A 20,998-nucleotide genomic window follows, 5' to 3' on the forward strand; every position below is an offset into this window, starting at 1 on the left:
TCCGTCGTGGCGTCGTCAGGCGGTCTCACGCGCGCTCGGCCGGTCCTCGCCGGCCGCGCTCGCCGCCTCCAGCGCGCGCCGCAGCTGCGTGCTCGACGTGTGCGCCGTGTACGGGAAGTACACGACCTGCACGCCGACGGCGGCGAAGTCGCGCTCGAGGCGGAGGCCCTTCTCGGTGCCGCGCCAGTCGTCGCCCTTGAAGAAGTGGGTGAAGCCCACCTCCCGCCAGACCTCGAGCTTGTCGGGCACCGTCTCGATGTGGACGTGGTCGACGTACTTGATGTCTCGGACGATCTGCGCGCGCTCGATCGTCGGGACGAAGGGCTCGACCCCCTTCACCAGCCGGAGCATCTCGTCGCTGACCACCCCGGCGATGAGCAGATCGCACTGCTCCTTCGCATGTCGAAGGATGTTCAGGTGTCCGATGTGGAACAGATCGAACGCCCCCGCGGCGTATCCGATCGACACAGCCATAGCGAGCCCCCCCAGCTGCTGACGTGAAATCCCGGGCCCCCCGGCCCGGTCCGAGCCCCCCGGCTCGATGCGGGCCCCCCGGCCCACGGCTGCACATTACCGCACCCGGGTCGTCGACGACAGTGCGGGCGCCGGCGGCCCCTCGGCGCGCGGACCGACTCGGGCATGATGGGCGAGGGGGAAGGGGACGGCGTGAAGCGGCAGGCGGTGGGGGCGATCGCGGCGCAGGCGGCGCAGGCGGCGGTCAGCCTCGCGCTGCAGATCCTCGTCGCCCGCCTCCTCGGCATCGCGGACTACGGGCGCTTCGCGATCCTCTACGGTGTCGTCGTGCTGGCCTCGGGCATCGTCACGGGCCTCGTCGGCGACGCCCTCGTCGTGCTCGATCGCGCGTCCCGTCGCATCCGGGCGGGGCTGGAGGTCTGGCTCGCCGTGGCCGCCGGCGCGACCGCCCTGCTCGCGGGCGCCGTCGCGGCGCTCACCGGGTTCGCGAGCCCCCTGGAGGGGCTGCTGTTCGCGCTCGCGCTGGCCGCGTTCGTGGTGGAGGAGATCGTGCGCCGGCTCCTCATGGCCGGGTACGGGTTCACCCGTGTCGTGGCCGCCGACCTCACGGGCTTCGCGGTCAGTGCGGCTTTCCTCGGCGGTGCGGCCGCGCTCGGCGGGCTCTCGCTGGCGGCCTTCCTCGGCGCGATCGCGGCGGGGCAGAGCGTCGGCGCGCTGGTGGGCTGGCGGCTGCTGCCGCGCGCCGAGCGCGTGCTGGTCGGATGGCGCGGTGCGGATCTGGCGTCCGTGTGGGGATACGGGGCCTGGCGCGGACTGCAGCAGACGCTGCGACCGGCGATGCTCACGGTCGTCCGCCTCGCCGTGCTCGCGGTCTCCGGGGCGGCAGCGGTCGGTCTGCTCGAAGCGGCGCGCACCTACGCGTCGCCGCTCCTGCTCGTGGTCGGCGGCCTCTCGTCGTTCCTGTTCGTGCGCTTCGCCGACCGGCGGCGCGCGGGCGGCGCCGGATCGCTCCGCGAGGCCGACCGCGTCGTCGTCGTGCTCGTCGTCGGGACGACGGCGATGAGCGGCGTCGCCCTCGCCCTCGCCCCCTGGCTGGGTCCGCTCGCCTTCGGAGTCGCGTTCGATCCGGTGACGCTCGTCGGATGGCTCGTCTACGGCCTGTCGGTCGCGATGGTGACCCCCTACGGGGCGCTGAGCGCCGTCGGCGGGCGCCAGCGGGCCGTGTTCCTGATCCGCCTGGCCGACACGGTGCTGGCCCTCGTGCTCACGGCGGTCGTGCTGCTGGCCGGAGGCGGCGCCGCGCTCGTGCCGTTCGCGCTCGCCGCGGCATCCCTGCTCGGCGGACTCGCCCTCCGCGCGATCGCGGCCTCGGCGCGACCGGATGCCGATCCGCCCCCGGCCTGAGCCGTCCCTGGGGTCGTCTCTCCCAACCACCTGTGAGCAGAGGCGGGTCGAGCGCTCTGGTGGTAGGTTCGGCCCAGCACGAAGACGCTCGGAAGGTGACAGGGGTACGTCCGGCGGTCGGGCTCATCTTGGGGGGTGGGGAGCATGGAGGACGTTCCGTATGGGCGGATCCTGCGTGAAGGATGGCTGCTGGTCCTGATCATGGCGCTGCTCGGCGCGGGCGCGGCCTACGGTGTCGCGAAGCTGCTGCCGGAGACCTACGCGTCCACGTCGACGATGATGCTGCAGGTCGACTCGAAGGAAGCGTCGCTGTTCGAGCGCAACCAGTTCAGCCTGGCGCGGATCCGGTCGTATCCGGAGCTCGTCGACAGTCCGCAGGTGATCAGCGGCATCCGCACCGATTTGGGCCTGTCGCCGGACGAGTACAGCGATCGTGAGCTGCGGAGGATGGTCTCCGCCGAGAACACCACCGACACCGTGCTGCTCGTCGTGCGGGCCGACGCCCCGACGGCGCCGCTCAGCGCGGCGATCGCCAACGCGGCGGCGTCGCATCTGTCGCGCCTCATCGAGTCGACGGAGAACTCCGACGCGGACGATCGCTACCAGGTCAACCTCACGGTCGTGCTGCCGGCGGTCGAGCCGCTCGCGCCGGTCTCGCCGCAGGTGCTGGCGATCACCGGGCTCGGCCTCATCCTCGGCATCGCGGTCGGCGGCATCGTCGCGGTCTACCGCACCGTGACCAACCGCACCGTCATCACGATCTCCGACGTCCGTCGCCTGGCCGGGCTGCGGGTCGTCGGGCGCATCCCGCGGCGTCGGCGCTGGCGGCGCGGCGGGGGCCTCGATCAGGAGTCCGCCTGGGACGAGACGATCGCGAACCTCGGCGTGCTGGGCGGCCCGCAGGTGTCGGCCGTGCTCGTGCTGACGGCGTCCGACGACGCGATCGCCGACGCCGAGAAGGACGGTTTGGCCGCCGCCTTCGCCGCGGCGGGGCGCACTGCGACGATCGTCGACACCCGTGCCGACCCCGATCCGAGCGACGAGCCGGCATCGCTCGCCGCGCTCCTGGACCTCGTCGGGGAGGCGTCGTGGCCCGCGGACCTCGAGTTCGCCGCGGAGGTGGCGGGTCGGCGCTTCGCCGATGCCGTGCCTCCCTCCACGGCCGTGCTCCAGGAGCGGATGCCGGTGCTCTGGGCGGCCCTCGCGGAGCACATCGACGCGGCCGTCGCGATCGCGGATGCGGGGGCGACCGCCGTCGCCCGCGAGCTCGTCCGCGACGGCACCGGCGTGGTCATCGCCGTGCGGAGCGGGTCGACGTCGGCATCCGCCCTGACGGCCCTGGTCACCAAGCTCTCCTTCGCCGACGTGCACCCGCTGGGGGTCCTCCTCACCGGCGCCCCGGCGCACTCCACGGGTGTCGTCACCGAGACCTGGCGGGGCGGCGACGACCCGCAGCCTGCGCCGACGCCGCGCTGAGGCTCCGCTGATGTCGACGGTCGTGGGATCGAGGATGCCCGTCCGCGTCGCGGCGCACGCCGACGCGGCGCATCCCACCCGTCGGCGCTTCGCCGTGCTCACGGCCCTGTTCCTGCTGGTGATCGTCAGCGTGATCCCGTGGCGGCCCCAGGCCTTCTATGCCGGAGGGGTCGACCCGGTGGTCCTCGCGAAGGCGGCGATCGCCCTCGTCGCCCTCGGCGGCGCCGCGGCGCTGACGCTGTACACGCGGCGGCGCATGCCTGTCGGGCTCGGCCCCGCGGCCGTCCTCGCCCTCACGTTGGCCGTCAGCCTCCTCGGCGGCGTGGTCGCCGGCAACGGCACGGCCACCGCGGTGCTGGTGACGCGGGTGTTCATCGTCATGGCGACGCTGCTGCTGCTGCTGACCAACGCGCCGTGGGATCGGGCGGTGGCCGCGCTGCTGACGGCGATGTCCCTCGTGGCGATCGTGGCCGCGGCGACCGGTGTGCGCACCCTCGCCGGGGGACGTCTGGGCGGCGGCATCCCCGAGATCCATCCGAACGAGCTCGCCGGGCTGGCGGCGCTGCCGCTGATCGCCCTCGTCATCCTCGTGCTGCGTCGGGGCGTGCGGGCCGGGCCCGTCGCGGGCATCGTCGTGCTGTTCGCCATCGTCGTCGCGACCGGCTCGCGCATCGCGCTCGTCGGGACGCTGGCGGGCGCGATCGTGGCGCTGATCACCAACGGCGTCCGCCGACGCGGCGTGCTCTACGCGCTGCTCGCGTTCGTGCCGCTCGTCTACGCGGTCGTGGTGTTCACCGGCGTCGTCGACGGACTCGCCAGTCGCGGCGGCACGTCGGCCGAGAGCACCGCGCTGGACTCGCGCCTCACGGGATGGCAGGTGGTGCTGGGCTGGGACTGGACGTCGTGGGAGCGGTGGCTCGGAGTGGGGCTGTCGGTCAAGGAGGTCGCGGTCCAGGAGAAGTGGCGCTCCTCGCAGGTGCTCGACAGCAGCTGGGTGTCGCTGCTCGCGCAGGCCGGCCTCGTCGGCGTCGTGCTCGTCGGCCTCCTCGTGGCGTGGTGTCTGGTCACCGCCGTGACGGCGGGCTCGCGCCGGGGTCTCGTGCTGCCGCTGCTGACGATGTTCGTCATCCGCACCTTCACGGAGAGCGGCATGGTCGACAGCGCCATGCCCTTCGTGCTGTTCGTCACGCTCTCGGCGGTGCTCACACGTCGCTCCCGGCACGGGGATCGCCCGCCGCCGGACGACCGGCCGCGGATTCACCCTCGCCAGGCGGGCGTCGTCGGCGTACGCTGAGGGAACGCATCCGGGGAACTGGGGCCCCGACACGGTGCGTGAGCACGTGGGGGGTGCTTTCCGTATGACGGATCACAGGGGTGGGATCGGGCGTGCGCGCACGCAGGCGCCGTGGCTGGTGTTCGCGCTCGTCGCGACGCTTCTCGTCGGCGGGATCGTGTGGGCGGTGGTGAGCCAGGGCCCGGCGGGGGATGCCGCGGCCGCCGCGTCGCCGTCGCCGTCGTGGGCCACGCCCACGCCGCAACCGACGGCGTTCGAGACGCCGAGCCCCGGCGCGACCGCCGACATCGCCAAGCCGCCCTCCTCGACGGAGGTGCCGCTCGATCAGGCCGCGCCGCCCGTCGCCGGCGCCGTCGTGGAGGTGGTCGGTCTCACCGCGGGCTCGTTCACCGGCGACGTCCCGGGCGAGCCGAGCGGGGATGCCATCACGGTGTCGGTGCGCATCGCGAACGGCGGGACGACGCCGATCGACACCGCAGGATCCAGCGTCAACCTCAGCTACGGCGGCGACGACAGGACGCCGGCGATCGCCGTCACGGACAAGACCGCGCGCACCTTCCCGGCATCCATCGCCCCGGGAGCCGAGGCCACGGCGGACTTCACGTTCGTCGCACCCCTTGCGGCGGAGGGGGACATCCGTGTTACCGTCGACCTGCTGGCGTCTGCGCCAGACATCGTCTTCGTCGGCCCCAGGCCGTAGCGGGCGCTGGGGGGACTATCGCCTTCGCGGCATCAACGGATGGGGATCCGGTCGCGGGGGATGACTGGGGGAGTCATGGTGCGTATTCGTGCCGGCGTCGGCGTACAGCGGACGCGGAACATCGCGGCGGTTTTCGTGACGGCGCTCGCCGTCGTCATCAGCGGCTTCGTCGCCGTCGCTCCGGCGCACGCCGACGTCAGCCCGCCGACGGGAACACCGTCGACCGTCACCGCCGACGCGCTGCCGACGGTGCAGATCAACGGCATCGTCTGGGATCAGGCGGTCGTCGGTAACGTCGTCTACGCGGCCGGCAAGTTCACGTCCGCGCGCCCGGCGGGCGCGGCCGCGGGCACGAACGAGACGCCCCGCAGCAACCTGCTCGCCTACGACATCACGACCGGCGTCCTGATCGCCTCGTTCGCGCCGTCGATCAACGCGCAGGTGCGTCAGGTCGAGGCCTCGCCCGACGGCACGCGCCTGTACATCGTCGGCGACTTCACCACCGTCAACGGGCAGACGCGCAACCGCGTGGCGGCCTTCGACCTCCCGAGCGGGACGCTCTCGAGCTTCAACCCGAACTCCAACGGGGTCACCTCGGGCGTCGCCGCGACGAACGACACGGTCTATCTCACCGGCACCTTCGGCCGCATCTCCGGCAACGACCGCGCCGGTGCGGCGGCGGTCACCCGCGCCGGCGCGCTGCTGCCGTGGGCCCCGGTGCTCGAGGGGCGCCAGGGCCGCGTCGTCGTCGTCTCGCCCGACGGCGGCAAGGTCGTGCTCGGCGGCAACTTCCAGACGCTCAACGGGAGCAGCAATCCGGGCTACGGCCTCGCGATGGTCAGCGCCGCCGACGCCTCGCTGCTGCCGTTCCAGACGAACGACGTGATCCGCAACGCCGGGCTGGACGCCTCGATCTTGTCGCTCAAGTCCGACGGCGCCGGGTCGTTCTACGGCACGGGCTACGTGTACGGCAGCGGGGGCAACCTCGAAGGCAGCTTCCGCTCGTCGTGGGCGACGGGAAGCCTCGTGTGGGTCAACGACTGCCACGGCGACGAGTACGACGTCCAGCCGATGGGCGACGTCGTCTACGCGGCGGGCCACTCCCACTACTGCGGCAGCCTCGAGGACGGCTTCCCGCAGAGCGACCCGTGGACGTTCTACCGCGGCATCGCCGTGACCAACGAGCCCGCCCGCATCACGCCCGCCGGGCTCAATAACGGCTACTACGACTTCGGCGGCAACCCGGCGCCGCGACTGCTCCACTGGTTCCCGAGCTTCAACACGGGCTCGGTCAGCGGCGCATCGCAGGGACCGTGGACCGTCAACGGCAACGGACAGTACCTCGTCTACGGCGGCGAGTTCACCCGCGTGAACAACACCGGCCAACAGGGCCTCGTGCGCTTCGCGGTCGGCGGGAAGTCGACCAACGCGCAGGGGCCGCTCCTGTGGAACACGGCGTGGCCGGCGACTGCGATCTCGCTGTCGGGCGGATCCGTGCGCGTGAGCTGGCCGCTCAACTACGACCGCGACAGCGAGTTCCTCACCTACGAGGTGCTCCGCAACAACGTCGTCGTCAAGACGTTCGAGAACGTGCGCTCCAAGTCGCCCGACTGGGGCCTCCCCGCGATGGCCTACATCGACAACGCCGTGACGTCGGGAACGACCTACACCTACCGTGTGCGCGCGACCGATCCGCAGGGGCACGCGATCCTCGGGGGCACCGCGACGGTGACCGCGAGCGGGACCTCGACCGCGAGCGCCTACAGGGATGCCGTCCTCGCGGACGCGCCGCTGGACTACTGGCCTCTCGACGACGACTCGACGACCGTCTCCTACGACTGGGCGGGCGCGGCCGACCTGAGCGTCAACAGCGGCGTCGCACGCGGCACCACCGGCGCCATGCTCAACGACGCGCGACCCTCGTCGACCTTCGACGGCAGCGCGGCGGGGTTCGCCTCGACGACGCAGCCGATCGCCGGTCCCGACTCGTTCGGCATCGAAGCGTGGATCAAGACGACCACGACGGCCGGCGGGAAGATCGTCGGGTTCGGCAACAGCTCCACGGGCACCTCGAGCAACTACGACCGCCACGTGTACATGGAGCCGGACGGGCGCATCACCTTCGGCGTCTACCCGGGCTCGGCGCAGACGATCACGTCGTCGAAGGCCTACAACGACGGGCAATGGCATCAGATCTCCGCGGGCATGGGCGCGTCGGGCATGGTCCTGTACGTCGACGGTGTGCGCGTGGCCATGCGCACGGATGTCACGTCCGCGCAGCCGTACAACGGCTACTGGCGCGTCGGCGGCGACAGCCCGTGGTCGGGCAACGCCTTCTTCGCGGGGGCGATCGACGACGTCGCGATCTACGGGGCGCCGCTGACGCGCCAGCAGGTCGCCGCGCACTACGTCGCATCGGGGCGCACGCTGACCGCGGCGACCGCGCCGAGCGACGCCTACGGCGCCGCCGTGTACGCGCTCGAGCCCTCGCTCTACTGGCGTCTGGGTGAACAGAACGGACCGGTCGCCGCCGACTCCTCCGGCTTCGGCCAGCCCGGCACCTACATCGGCGCGGTCGCGCCGGGCGCGGGCGGGGCGCTCGCCGGGGTCGCCGACACCGCCGCGACCTTCGCCGGCGGTCAGGTCATCAGCAAGAACACGTTCTCCAACCCGAGGTCGTACTCCCTGGAGGCGTGGTTCCAGACGTCGACGACCACCGGCGGCAAGATCATCGGGTTCGGCAACAGCCCGGACGGCAACTCGAACAACTACGACCGGCACGTCTACATGACGCCGGACGGCACCCTCGTCTACGGCGTGTGGGTCGGGTTCGCCGAGACGCTGCAGTCGGGGCCCGGGTACAACGACGGTGCGTGGCACCACGTCGTGGCGACCCAGGGGAGCGAGGGCATGCGGCTCTACGTCGACGGCGTGCTGAAGGGGTCGAACACCCAGTCGAACGCGCAGGACTACACCGGCTACTGGCACGTCGGCGGCGACGTGACGTGGGGCCCGGGCGACTGGGAGTTCGACGGTCGCATCGACGAGGTCGCCGTCTACGCGGCCCCGCTCGCGGCGAGCGACGTCGCCCAGCATCACGCGCTGGGCGCGACGGGAGCGGCCGCCAACCTCCCGCCCACCGCATCGTTCACGTCGAGCGTCACCAAGCTCGCGGTCGCCGTCGACGGGAGCGGCTCGACGGATGCCGACGGCACGGTCGCCGGGTACAGCTGGTCGTGGGGCGACGGGACGCCCGACGGTGCCGGTGCGACGGCGACGCACACCTATGCGGCGGCGGGCACCTACACGGTGACCCTGACCGTCACCGACGACAAGGGGGCGACGGCGACGTCGTCCGCGCCCGTCGTCGCGGTGGCCAACCAGGCGCCGTCGGCGTCGTTCACCTCGACCGCCACCGACCTCACGGTCGCCGTGGACGCGGGCGGATCGACCGACGGCGACGGGCATGTCACGGGGTACGCCTGGAACTGGGGCGACGGCTCCCCGGCGGGCAGCGGCGTCACGGCGACCCACGCCTACACGACGGCGGGCTCCTACACGATCACGCTCACCGTCACCGACGACGGCGCGACGGCGACGCAGGCGATCCCGGTGACGGTGACCGCTCCGGTCGTCGGCGCGACCTATGCGAACGACTCGTTCAACCGGGCCGTGGCGGCGGGGCTCGGCACCGCCGACAACGGCGGTGCGTGGACGCTGTCCAACACGGCATCCAACTATCGCGTCGACGGCACGAAGGCCGTCTTCATCCAGCCGTCCGCGACGTCGCAGCGCTACGCGTACCTGACGGGGGTGTCGTCCACCGACACCGCGGTCGACGTGGACGTGACGCTTCCGCAGCGTCCCGTCGGCGGCAGCGCGTACGTGACGGTGCACTCGCGGCGCGTGGGCACCGCGGAGTACAAGGCGCGGCTCGTCGTCGCCCCGTCGGGCGGCCTCACCGTGCAGTTGCAGCAGACGGGCGTGACCCTGGCGAACGTGGGCACCGCTCTCACCGTCGCCGCCGGCGACACCCTGCACGTGCGGACCGAGGCGGTGGGCACCTCGCCCACGACGCTGCGGGTGAAGGTCTGGAAGGTCGGCACGGCCGAGCCGACCGCCTGGACGGCGACGGCGACCGACGCCACCGCCGCCCTGCAGGCGCCGGGGGCCGTCGGGCTCGGCGTCTACCTCGGCGGCGGCGTGACCACCGTGCCCTTCGAGACGCGCTTCGACAACTTCTGGGCCGGATCGTCCGCGGGTGCGGCTCCGGTGAACCAGGCGCCGACGGCGGCGTTCACCTCGACGCCGTCGGGGCTGTCGGTGGCGGTGGACGGTTCGGGCTCGTCCGATCCGGATGGCACGGTGACGGCGTTCGCGTGGGACTTCGGTGACGGGGCGACCGGCACGGGGGCGACCGCGTCGCACGCCTACGCGGCGGCCGGGACGTACACGGTGAAGCTGACGGTGACCGACGACAAGGGCGCCACCGGCACCACGACCAACGCGGTGACCGTGACCGCGCCCGTCGGACCGGTCAATCAGGCGCCGACGGCGGCGTTCACCTCGACGCCGTCGGGGCTGTCGGTGGCGGTGGACGGTTCGGGCTCGTCCGATCCGGATGGCACGGTGACGGCGTTCGCGTGGGACTTCGGTGACGGGGCGACCGGCACGGGGGCGACCGCGTCGCACGCCTACGCGGCGGCCGGGACGTACACGGTGAAGCTGACGGTGACCGACGACAAGGGCGCCACCGGCACCACGACCAACGCGGTGACCGTGACCGCGCCCGTCGCGGCCCCGTTCGCGGTGGATGCCTTCGAACGCACGTCGGGGACGGTCCTCGGGGCGGCGACCACCGGGGGGACCTGGACACAGACCTCCGGGACGGCCAACGTCGCGATCGACGCCGGCGCGGCGAAGCTGACGACGCAGGCCGCCGGGCAGACCCGTTCCGCCACGCTCAACGCGGCCACCTCGACGAGCACGGATCTGACGTTCGGCTTCTCGCTCTCCGCCGTCCCGACGGGCGCCCGGATGTACGTCTCGGCGCTCGGCCGGGTCGTGGGTTCCGACGACTACCGGGCCCGGTGGGTGATCGCGCCCGGCGGCGCCGTGCAGGCGCAGCTCGCGCGCGGCGGCACCGTGCTGGCGTCGCTGGATCTCCCGGGCTTCACCGTGAGCGCCGGCACGGTCTACAGCGTCCGGGTGCAGGTCGACGGCACCGGAACCACGGCGCTGCGCAGCAAGATCTGGCCGGCCGGGACGGCCGAGCCGGCGGCGTGGCAGCTGAGCACGACCGACACGACGGCCGCGCTGCAGACGGCCGGCTTCCCCGGCTTCACGACGTACGCGGGCACGGGCTTCACGGCCCTCCCGTCTGCGGTGCGGTTCGACGACTTCCAGGCGAGAGCCGTGACCCCGTGACGATCGCCCACGCCTACGCCCTGCTCGGCTCCGCGCAGAAGGGGCGGGGGCGGGGCGCGCCCGCCTACTCGCTGTACGTCAACCGCCCCGTCGGGCGGGTGATCGCCGCCGGGGCGTACACGTGGGGGCTGTCGCCGAACCAGGTGACGGCGGTCAGCGCGGTCCTCACCTTCACGGGCGTGGCGCTGCTGGCGCTGGTCCCGCCGTCGACGGCCCTCGGCATCGGCGTCTGGCTGCTGCTGGCCGCGGGGTATGCGTGGGACAGCGCCGACGGGCAGGTCGCGCGCCTCCGGGGCGGAGGATCGCTCGCCGGGGAATGGCTCGACCACGTCGTGGATGCCGCGAAGCTCGTCTCGCTCCACGTCGCGGTGGCGATCGGCGCGTTCCGCTTCTTCGGCATGCCGCTCGCGTGGACGCTGGTCCCGCTCGGGTTCGCGATCGTGGCGACGGTGACCTTCTTCGCCATGATCCTGAACGACCTGCTGCGCGCACGGTCGGGCGTGCCGCAAGCGGCGGAGGCGGGCGGCTCGTCGCCCCTGCGATCCGTTCTCGGACTCCCCGTCGACTACGGCGTGTGGTGCCTCTCGTTCGTGCTGTGGGGGATGCCGCCGGTCTTCGCCGTCGTGTACTCGCTGCTCGCGATCGCCGCCGTGCTCTATCTGGCGGCCGCGCTGCCGGTGTGGTTCCGACGCATGGGACAGCTCGGGTGAGCCCGCGACCGGCGGGGCGGCGTGAGAAGAGTCTCATAGTGCGTGGTCCGTCCACCGCGGGTTGTTAGGGTCGGTGTGACCCGCCGGTGTTTTCTGCCGCGGGCGGACTCTTGGGGAGAAAGAGACTCCTCATGCGTTCTTCGGCGACAGCCGTCTCCCTCCGCGCGCTGACGGCGATCGTCGCCGCCAGCGCGATCCTCTTCGGGGCCGTCCCCGCGGCGGCATCCGCGTCGCAGCCCGCCGCGGCATCCGGCCCGGCGCTCGTCGTGTCCGACACGATGGATCGTCGGGTCTCGGCAGGGCTGGGCGACGCTCCGGTCGGCGGCGCGTACCGGCTCTCCGACCCGCGCGCGTTCGCCGTCTCGGGCGGGACCGCCCAGGCCACGCTGCGCGTACCGGGGACGTCGGTGACCGCATCGCCGGCCGCCGTGTCGGCGGAGGACGTGTCGCAGTCGGTCGTCTTCACCGTGCCGCAGCTGCCCGCCTTCGGCCGCGGCGTCTATCTCAATCTGCAGTCGCGCACGACCGCCGCCGGGCGGTATCACGTGCAGGTCGTCGTGGATGCGAAGGGTGCGGCGCTGCTGGAGGTGCTCCGGGTGAACGGCCGCACGCAGACGGTGCTCGCCCGCACGACGGAGGTCCCTCGCGTCAGCGCGGGCTCACCGCTCACCGTGCAGACCAGTGTGCGCGGAACTGCGGCGGTCGCGATCGACGCCAGCGTGAGCGTCGCCGGCGTCGTCGCGCGGGTGTCGGCGATCGACGCGAGCTCGTCGCGCCAGGCGGGCGCGGGTGGCGTGGGCGTTGGAGCCTACCTCTCCAGCAGCTCCCCCGCGCAGGCGATCGTCTTCGACGACTACCGCGTGACGACGACCGCAGCCGCCGCGACGCCCAGCGCTCCCGCGACCCCCACCGCGGCGCCGACCCCGACCGCCACGCCGACCCAGACCCCGACCGCCACGCCGACGCCGGCTCCCGCCCCGACGCCGACGAGCGCGCCGCCCGCCTCCGTCCCCTCGACGACGGATGGCGCACCGGCCTGGGACGTCTCCGGCACGCGCCGCGTCCGTGGGGCCGCCCCCCTCGGCACCGTCGCGCCGCCCGCGCCCGCCGGCGCGATCTTCGTCGACTCACGCGCTCGCGCGGGCGGTTCGGGCACGGCGGCGGCGCCCCTCTCGACCGTGCAGAGCGCCGTCGACCGGGCGGCGGCCGGTGCCGTGATCGTCGTGCGCGGCGGCACCTACAACGAGAGCGTCACGGTCCCGGCCGGAAAGGGCGTCACGATCCAGTCCGCGCCGGGAGAGCAGGTGTGGCTCGATGGATCCCGCCTCGTCACGGGGTGGAAGAACGCCGACGGCGCCTGGTACGTGGACGGCTGGACCTCCGACTTCGACTCGAGCCCGACCTTCACCCGCGGCGCCGCCGACGGCACCGCGAGCGGCTGGCAATGGCTCAACTCCGCGCATCCGCTCGCCGCGCATCCCGACCAGGTCTGGATCGACGGCGCCGCCCTCGCGCAGGTCGGCAGCCGCGCGACACTCGCGCCGGGCACGTTCTACGTGGATGCCGCCGCGCGCCGTCTCTACATCGGATCCGCCCCGGACGGGCATCATGTGCGCGCGTCGGTGCTGGCCAAGGCGCTGTCGGTGCGAGGCGAGGGCACGATCGTGCGCGACATCGGCATCCGGCGCTACGCCACCTCGGTCTGGATGATGGGCACGGTCACGATCGAGGCGCCGCGGGTCGTTCTCGACAACGTCGTCGTGTACGACAACGCGAGCACGGGCGTGTTCGTGGGGGCGAGCGATGCCACCCTGCACGGCGTGACGGTGGCGCGAAACGGCCTCATGGGGATCGGAGCGAACCTCGCCGACCGCCTGCGCGTCGATGACGTGCTCGCCGTCGAGAACAACGCCGACCACTTCAACCAGGCCCCCGTGTCGGGCGGGATCAAGATCGCGAAGTCGCGCGGTGTCGACATCACCGACTCCGCGTTCCTGCGCAACGACGGTCCGGGGATCTGGACCGATCAGTCGGTCTACGACCTGACGGTGGCCTCCAGCGACCTCATCGGCAACCTCGGCCACGGCGCGTTCATCGAGCTCACCCAGAAGGTGGACGTCGTGGATGACCTCGTGGTCGGAAACGGCGGCAACGGGCTGAAGATCAACAACACCGGGGACGTCCTGATCTGGAACAACACGATCGTCGGCGGCAACCGCACCGTCAACATCGTGCAGGATCCGCGTGACGCCGCCGACCCGGCGGTGCCGGGCCACGACCCGCGACGCCCCTTCCCGGACCCCACGATGCCCTGGCTGATCCGTGACATCTCGATCGGCAACAACGTGATCGCCGGCAGCTCCGGCACGTGCACGCTGTGCGTCGAGGACTACTCGCACCGGTACGCCGCAAGCGACCTGAACATCCGCTCGGACGGCAACGTGTTCCAGCGGAACACGGCCTCACCGGCCGGAGCCCCGCAGCCCGCGTGGCTCGTCGTGTGGTCCCGCGGTGCGGCGAACGTGAATCCGTTCGTGTTCACCTCGCTGGACGCCTACCGCGTGGCCACCGGACAGGATCTCCATTCGCTCGCGATCGACGGCCGTCCCGTGACCGCGGCGGACGGCGCCCTGCTCGGCGATGTGCCGGTGAGCGGCCTCGCGCAGGCGCGACCCGCGCGTGCGGCCGCGCTGTGGACGGGCGCCCCGAACGGTGTCGGGGCGCGGATGCCGTGATCGGCGGCCGCGCCCGGGCCCGGCGCCCCCGGCACGCGGCCGCGGCACCCCGCCGCCGCGACGACGGGCGGCGGGCGGCGGGGTGCGCGCCCGGATGCTGCTACTTCGCCGGGCCGGCCCACAGACTGTCGTAGGAGTAGACCACCGGCGCCGCCGTCGCGCTCGCGGATAGGTAGCTGTTGATCCCGACGACGCCGGGTGCCTGCAGCACGGCCGTCGCGTCGGTGGACGTGAGCGTCCACGCGGCGGGCTCCGGCGATGCGGTGCGCCAGACCTTGGCCTTCAGGGTCGTGGCGTTGACACCGGTCACCTGGAAGCGGATGCTGAGCGCGTCGCCCGCCGTCACCGTCGTGTTCGGGATCGTGAGGCTGGTGAGCACCGTCTCCGTTCCGCCGACCGTGCGGGTCAGCCACACCGCGACGGCGCCGGTGGAGGCCACGCGCACCTTGGCGCGGTAGTCGTTCGCGGCGTCGACCTGGCGCCCGATGGCCGAGAAGTAGGAGCCGCCTCCCGTCGCGGGCTGGTTGAACGACACCGTGAACCGCTCCTCGGTGTCCGTCGACGGTGCCGCCGACGTCAGCGCGGCGGTGTAGGAGTTGCCGGGCGACAGAGTGACCTTGCCGACCCCGCCGGCGACGGAGAACTTCGAGGTCGCGGTCGTGGTCCCCGGCGTGATCGCCCACGTCCCGCCGACATCGGCCGCACCCCACCCGCCGGTCGCGGTGCGTTCGAAGTCGTCGCGCGCCCACACGCGCGCAGCGGTGACGGTCACCGCTGCGGTCTGCGTCGCGGTGACGCCGCGGTCGTCCGCGACCGTGAGGGTGACGGTGTACGTGCCGGCACTCGCATAGTCGTGCGTCGCGGTCGCTCCCGAGCCGGTGGTCCCGTCGCCGAAGTCCCAGGCGTACGAGGCGACCGTGCCGTCGGGGTCGGCCGAGCCGCTGCCGTCCGCGGTCACCCGCAGATCGGCGACCGTGGTGGTGAACGCGGCGGTCGGCGCGCGGTTGGCCACGACCGTGACGGCGCGGGAGGTCGTGGCCGTCGCGCCGGCGTCGTCGGTCACGGTCAGCGCGACCGTGAAGGTGCCGGCCGAGCCGTACGTGTGCGTCGCGGTCGGTCCCGAGCCGGTCGTCCCGTCGCCGAAGTCCCAGGCGTACGAGGCGACCGTGCCGTCGGCATCGGACGAGCCCGTGGCGTCCACCGTGAGCGCGAGGAAGTCGGTCGTCGAGGTGAACGCGGCGACCGGCGCCTGGTTCGGGCGGGCGCTGGCGGTGACCGTGCGGGTCGTCGTCCCGGTGAGCCCGTCGTTGTCGGTGACGGTGAGGCGCACCGTGTAGTCCCCGGGCGCGGCGTACGTGTGCGCCGCCGTCGCCCCGGTGGCGGTGGACCCGTCGCCGAAGTCCCACGCGTAGGAGGAGACGCTGCCGTCCGTGTCGCGGGAGGCGCTCGCATCGGCCGTCAGGGCGAGGTGGTCCATCGTCGGCGTGAAGGATGCCGTGGGCGCCTGGTTCGGCGCGACGGTCACCGTTTTCGACAGTGCTCCGGTCAGCAGGGTCGCGTCGGTCGCCGTCAGCGTCACCGTGTATGTCCCGGCCGCGGCATAGGTGTGGGTCGCCGTCGGGCCGGCCGCCGACGTCCCGTCGCCGAAGTTCCACGCGTAGGTGGCGAGGTTGCCGTCGGCATCCGTCGTGGCGGAGGCATCCACGCCGATGCCGAGATATGTCGACGACAGCGTGAAGGCGGCGACCGGCGCGCGCTCGCTCGGCACCCGCCCGGCGGCGGCGTGGTGCGCGCGCACGCGGTCCTCACTGAGGACGCCGGGGTAGACGGCGACCTCGTCGAGGGTCGCGGCGATGTAGTTGCTGGAGGTGTTCCCCCACGTCTTGTCCCCGCCGATCCGCCAGAATCCGCGGTAGGCCTGGCCGGTGGCCACGGGTGAGCTCGCGACGAGCTGCGTGTCGATCCACAGCTTCATCCCGCTGGCGCCCTGCGAGGCGACGAGGTGGTGCCACTGGCCGTCGTTGTAGGCGCTGGTGCTGGTGATCGTGGTCTGCGTCCCGTTGTACGTGCCGAAGTTGACCCGTCCGTTCGACTGCATCACGACGTGACGGTCGTAGCTGCTGCTCAGACCGGAGGACGTGTTGCCGAACCCGATCAGCTTGCCGCCCTTGGTGCTCGTCGTCTTGAACCACAGCTCTGCGCTGTAGGCCAGCGGCGAGTCCCACGCCTCCTGGGCGATGCCGACCGCGTTGGTCCCGTTGAACGTGGTGGCCGTGCCGGAAGCCGTGATACCGGCCACCGAGCGGGTGACCGTTCCGGTCAGTGCGCCCGTGGGTCCTCCCGCGGCGGCATCCGTCAGGGTGGTGCTGCCGGCGGGCTCGTCGAGCCGCCAGTACAGGTCGGGACGGTCGGTCGACACCGTCGCACCGTAGGCGTCGGTCGCGACGGCGCTCCAGCTCGCGGAACGTCCGCTGGCGAGGTAGTGCGCCTGGACGTCGCTCTGCGACAGGGCCTTCGGGTAGACGGCCACGTCGTCGATGCTGCCGGCGAGGCCGGCGTCGTTCGGACGGTTGGTGAAGCCGCCGGTCTGGTCGGCGCCGATGCGCCAGTAGCCCGCGTAGCTCTTCGGTGAGGTCGCGGCCTGCGACCTGCCCGCGCGGATGCCGTCGACGTACAGTTGCATGCCGGAGCCGTCGACCGTGCCCACGAGGTGGTGCCACTGGCCGTCGTTCACCCCGGCGCGGCTGAAGATCGTGCGGTAGCTGCCGTCGTTGATCGCGAAGTTCGCACGCCCGGAGGCATCGAGGTACAGCACGCGGTCGGTGCCGCCGGACGACGAGGTGCCCGTGGCGGAGTCGCCGAAGCCGACGATGCGTCCACCCCGGGTGCTGGTCGTGTTCACCCAGGCTTCGACGGTGACCGCGGCATCGCTGGGGACGACGTCCTGCGTCGTCATCCGGGGCGTGCTGCCGCCGGTCGACGTCACGGCGGTGTCGGTGTCGCCTGCGAGCGCGCCCGGCGTGCCGAGGGTGAGGCTCGTCGTGGTGCCGGGCATGTCGCCGATGTCGTCGTACAGGCGCGTGCCGGAGCCCTCGCCCAGACGCCAGTAGTGCGAGGCGCCGCTGCTGCGCACGGCCGCACGATAGGCGGATGTCGCCGCATCGGAGACGGTGGTCCAGGGCGACCAGGCGCTCCATTGCACGTTGCCGTCGGCATCCTTCGCGCGCACCTGGTAGCGCACCTGGGCGCCGGGCGTCTGTCCCGTGTCGGTGATGCTGAGGCTCGGCAGCGACCAGAACCGGCTGTCCGTGCGGGTGAAGGTCGCGATCTTCGTGGCCGGGCTGCGGAAGACGTCGTAGGTGATGGGGGCGCCGTCGCGGTCCCAGGCGCTCGCGAAGGGCACGCGCACCGTGCCGCGCTCGTTCGAGTACGGCGCCGGTGTCATCGCGGAGGTGTAGATGGGCCCGCTCAGGTGCGGCGACACCGTGCGCTTGCCGAACCGGGCGAGTCCCTGCTGGGCCGTGCTGCCCACCTTCGGGAACTCGCCGGCGAGCACCACGTAGTCGCTGTTGCCCGTCACGCTCCAGGCCGCTTGGCGGGCAGAGGTGTAGGAGCCGAACTCCAGGTCGGGGTACCAGTTCAGCAGGCCGGCGTACGGCAGACCCGTGAAGTCCCATCCGTAGGCGTCCTTGCGCGTGATGACACCGGTCGGCGAGGTCGGTTCGGCGGTCGCCTTCATCCACCGCGACCGGGGGTTGGTGTCGGGGAACCCGCCGACGACGCTGCAGTCGTGGCGGTGACCGACGGCGTACAGCACGCCCCCCTGCGGGAAGCTCGAGTAGGTGTCGCCGAGGCAGTCATTCACCCAGTTCAGGGCGCCCGTGTAGGGATCGGCGGCGAAGGTGCCCTCGAACGAGGCGCCGGCACCGAAGGCGTAGCCCGTGCCGTACACCTGCGTGCCGTCGGTGCTGAGGCTGGAGATCGCACCGTTCAGCCCCGCGGTGCGGATGCGGTCGACCGCCGCCCACGGCAGGGCCGCGCCCGTCGCGGCATCCAGGGCTCCCATCCCGTACGCGGCGGCGCCGTTGAGGAGGGTGAACGATCCGGCGACGATGATGCGGGAGTTGTCGGGGCTCGTCAGCATGTCCCAGACGAACCCGTTGCCGGCGGCGGTCGGTGCCCACGGTGTGAGCGCGGCCGTCGTCGCGTTCCAGGCGGCGAGCTCAGTGCGCGGCTGACCATTGCTGGAACGGAAGTTACCGCCGGCGTACACCGTGTCGCCGATCACGGCGAAGCCGCGCACCTGCCCGTCCGTGCGGGGCGCCCAGCCGGTGAGCGCTCCCGTCGCGACGTCGAAGGCGGCCACGTGCGCCCGTGCCTGCCCGTCGACGGTCGTGAAGTCGCCGCCGAAGTAGACCGTCTTGCCGTCGGGCGCGGCCCGGACGACCAGCCCCTGCGCGTCGAAGGAGTGCGAGAAGTTCGGGGCCGGGTTGCCCGTCGTGATGTCGAACGCGAACACGTTGTTCGCATCGATCTCTCCCGCCCCTCCCGCGGCCACCCCGGGGGGCCGGGCCTTGGTGAAGCTGCCGGTGACGTACACGGTGTTGCCGGCGACGGCCTGACTCCAGACGACGCCGTTGATCTGCCAGGTGGGCAGGAGGTCGACGGTCGCGGTCTCGGGCGCCGCAGGCGCCGCGTCCGCGTAGGCGGGCGCGGCGGTGACGACGACGGCGCCCGCGACGATCGTCGCCAGGGCGATGACGGGGGCGAGAAGACGGGCCAGGCGCGGTCGGCGCGAAGTGGTGCGGATCATGATGTTCCTCGGACGGAGTGCGGGACGCGTTGGCGGGCGAGACGGACGGACATCAGCTGAGAGCCCCACGGAAGACCGCGGAGGTGTGGACGGCGTCGAAGTCGACGACGATCGTGAGCGGCGTGGAGTGATCGGCCGGTGCCGCGACGGCGTACACGGCGGTCGTGATCGCTGCGGGCCCGACCGTGCCGGCGAAGTCGCGTGCGCCGGACTCCGTCGTGTACACGGGAACGAGACGGGCTCCGGAGGGGTCGAGCACCGTGACCACGGTGGACGACACGTCGATCTCGCCGTCCGACCCGTTGGTCAGCTCGAGCGAGATGCGCGCGAACTCGCGGCCCGTCGCGGCGCCCGGTCCCTGTGCGGTCTCGGACCCGTACGTCACGGACGAGATCCTCAGCACGACGCCGTCGCCGTACGTCACCTGTTCGGCCGGCGAGGCGACCGCCGCGCTGATCGCGGGAGCGGCGGGGGCGCCGTCGCGGCCGGCTTTCGGGACGGGCGCGTCCGCGGCTGCCGTCGGCGGCGCGGGGGCGGGCGATGCGGTCGCGGCTGTTTCGGGCGTCGTCGTGGGCGTCGCCGCGGCCGGCGTCGCCGCGGGCGGGGATGCCGCATCGCCGCGGGACGAGGCCGCGCAGCCCGTCGCCCCGGCGGCGACGATCAGCGCCAGCAGCGTCGCGCCGATGCCGCGGGACAGCGCCCCGGACGCAGATCTCTCGGTGGTCATGGTGTCAGCTCCTCCGTGAGTCGCGGGCTTCGTGATCCGGCCTGCGGGGAGGGCGCGGGCGCCGGCGCGGCGGCCGATCCCGTCTCCTCGCGGAGGCGTTCGAGAAGCGCCGCGGACAGCGCGCGGTGGTACCGATCGGGGGAGTGGCGCAGCCGGACGCGCTCGGCATCCCCCCAGGCGCCCTCCCGCAGCGCATCCCACTCGTCGTGCACGCGCCGCAGTCCCGCCGCGAGGGCGTCGACGTCGTCCGTGGCCACCAGGACCGCCGAGGCGAGGTCCGCGGACGCCTCCCGCAGGCCGGTGTGGTCGGCCGCCACGACGGGGCGGGCGCACAGTGCGGCCTCGATGAGCACGTTGCCGAACGACTCCGCGCCGCGCGAGGGGACGACGGCGACATCGGCGGCGGAGAGGCGGTCCCACACCGAGCGCTGGAAGCCGGCGAATCGCACCCGCTCGCCGATGGCGAGCTCGGCGACGCGGTCGCGCAGGCTCTGCTCGTACCACTCGTAGCCCGGGAAGACGTCGCCGACGATCTCCAGCTCGGCCGCCAGCCCGAGCCCCTGCAGCCGCGCCACCGCGTCGACGACGAGGTCGACGCCCTTGCGCGGCGAGAGCCGTCCGACGTAGACGATGCGCAGCGGTGCGTCGAGGCGGATCCGGGCGGGGGTCGGTGCCGACGGTCCGGCGACGCCGTTGGGAACGACGCGCGCGCGATCGCGGCGCTCCAGCCACGCCGAGCCGGCGACGCGCCGACTGGTTTGAGAGTTGAAGATCACGCCCGACGCCCACCGCAGGGGGCGGGTGAGGATCGCCCGCGCGGCTGCGGGAAGCGTCGACTCGGCTTCGTGCACGTGGACGACGCTCGGCACGCCCGCGCGGCGGGCGGCGAGGATCCAGAACGGGATGGTCACGGTGTTCACCAGCACCACATCGGCGCCGACGTCGGCGATGAGGCGCCGCATCCTCGGCCCGCGCGCCACGACGTCGCGAAGCAGTCGCACGAGACCGCGAGGACGCAGGGCGCTCTTGCGGATGACGGGCGCATCGAGGAAGCGGACGTCGGCCCCGGCGGCGCGAAGGAGCGGGATGAGCGGGCCGTCGTCCGAGCTCGTCACGACCACGCGCCACCCGAGCTCGACGAGGCCGCGGACCCCTTCGAGCATCATCCGGTCCGACCCGTACAGATCGGCGGACGGGTTGGCGACGAGGACGGTGCGAGCGCGATCGGCGGCGGACAT

11 protein-coding genes are annotated in these 20,998 nt (G+C 72.8%); 7 read left to right on the plus strand and 4 right to left on the minus strand.

The window, feature by feature from the left end:
* Positions 1 to 15: 15 nt before the first annotated feature.
* A complete protein-coding gene (locus tag KY498_RS12910; protein WP_061781929.1) occupies positions 16 to 474 on the minus strand; it encodes an adenylyltransferase/cytidyltransferase family protein in 459 nt (152 codons plus the stop codon).
* A gap of 192 nt (positions 475 to 666) precedes the next feature.
* Here KY498_RS12910 and KY498_RS12915 point away from each other — a divergent pair, with 192 nt between their 5' ends.
* The 7 genes from KY498_RS12915 to KY498_RS12945 all read left to right on the plus strand — a co-directional run bounded on the left by KY498_RS12915 (position 667) and on the right by KY498_RS12945 (position 14,220).
* A complete protein-coding gene (locus KY498_RS12915) occupies positions 667 to 1,878 on the plus strand; it encodes a hypothetical protein (protein WP_191009180.1) in 1,212 nt (403 codons plus the stop codon).
* Positions 1,879 to 2,022: 144 nt separating this feature from the next.
* A complete protein-coding gene (locus KY498_RS12920) occupies positions 2,023 to 3,354 on the plus strand; it encodes a YveK family protein (RefSeq protein ID WP_191009179.1) in 1,332 nt (443 codons plus the stop codon).
* Between the two features lie 10 nt (positions 3,355 to 3,364).
* Positions 3,365 to 4,648 carry an O-antigen ligase family protein gene (locus KY498_RS12925; protein ID WP_191009178.1) on the plus strand — a complete coding sequence of 428 codons (1,284 nt, stop codon included), beginning with the start codon at positions 3,365 to 3,367 and terminating at the stop codon, positions 4,646 to 4,648.
* 64 nt (positions 4,649 to 4,712) lie between these two features.
* On the plus strand, positions 4,713 to 5,348 hold the full coding sequence (locus KY498_RS12930) for a hypothetical protein (RefSeq protein ID WP_191009177.1): 636 nt from the start codon (positions 4,713 to 4,715) through the stop codon (positions 5,346 to 5,348).
* Positions 5,349 to 5,423: 75 nt separating this feature from the next.
* The gene (locus KY498_RS12935; RefSeq protein WP_219879389.1) at positions 5,424 to 10,775 is read left to right on the plus strand and encodes a PKD domain-containing protein; all 5,352 of its coding nucleotides are present in this window, start codon (positions 5,424 to 5,426) and stop codon (positions 10,773 to 10,775) included.
* Positions 10,772 to 11,485: a CDP-alcohol phosphatidyltransferase family protein gene (locus KY498_RS12940; protein ID WP_223849534.1), complete on the plus strand. Its 714-nt coding sequence runs from the start codon at positions 10,772 to 10,774 to the stop codon at positions 11,483 to 11,485. Before KY498_RS12935 ends, KY498_RS12940 begins: the two co-directional genes overlap by 4 nt.
* A 131-nt stretch (positions 11,486 to 11,616) precedes the next feature.
* Positions 11,617 to 14,220, plus strand: coding sequence for a right-handed parallel beta-helix repeat-containing protein (locus tag KY498_RS12945; protein WP_191009175.1), 2,604 nt, complete (start codon positions 11,617 to 11,619; stop codon positions 14,218 to 14,220).
* A gap of 100 nt (positions 14,221 to 14,320) precedes the next feature.
* On the opposite strand, the gene KY498_RS12950 is transcribed toward KY498_RS12945, so the two are convergent.
* From KY498_RS12950 to KY498_RS12960, 3 genes are read right to left on the minus strand one after another with little or no spacing between them, the layout of a single operon-like run.
* On the minus strand, positions 14,321 to 19,033 hold the full coding sequence (locus KY498_RS12950; RefSeq protein ID WP_191009174.1) for a LamG domain-containing protein: 4,713 nt from the start codon (positions 19,031 to 19,033) through the stop codon (positions 14,321 to 14,323).
* A gap of 52 nt (positions 19,034 to 19,085) precedes the next feature.
* Positions 19,086 to 19,760 (minus strand): hypothetical protein, encoded by a 675-nt coding sequence (locus tag KY498_RS12955; RefSeq protein WP_191009173.1) that lies wholly within the window; start codon positions 19,758 to 19,760, stop codon positions 19,086 to 19,088.
* Positions 19,757 to 20,998, minus strand: coding sequence for a glycosyltransferase (locus tag KY498_RS12960; protein ID WP_191009172.1), 1,242 nt, complete (start codon positions 20,996 to 20,998; stop codon positions 19,757 to 19,759). Before KY498_RS12960 ends, KY498_RS12955 begins: the two co-directional genes overlap by 4 nt.

Source organism: Microbacterium sp. PAMC21962 (assembly GCF_019443465.1).
Lineage (GTDB): Bacteria > Actinomycetota > Actinomycetes > Actinomycetales > Microbacteriaceae > Microbacterium > Microbacterium hominis.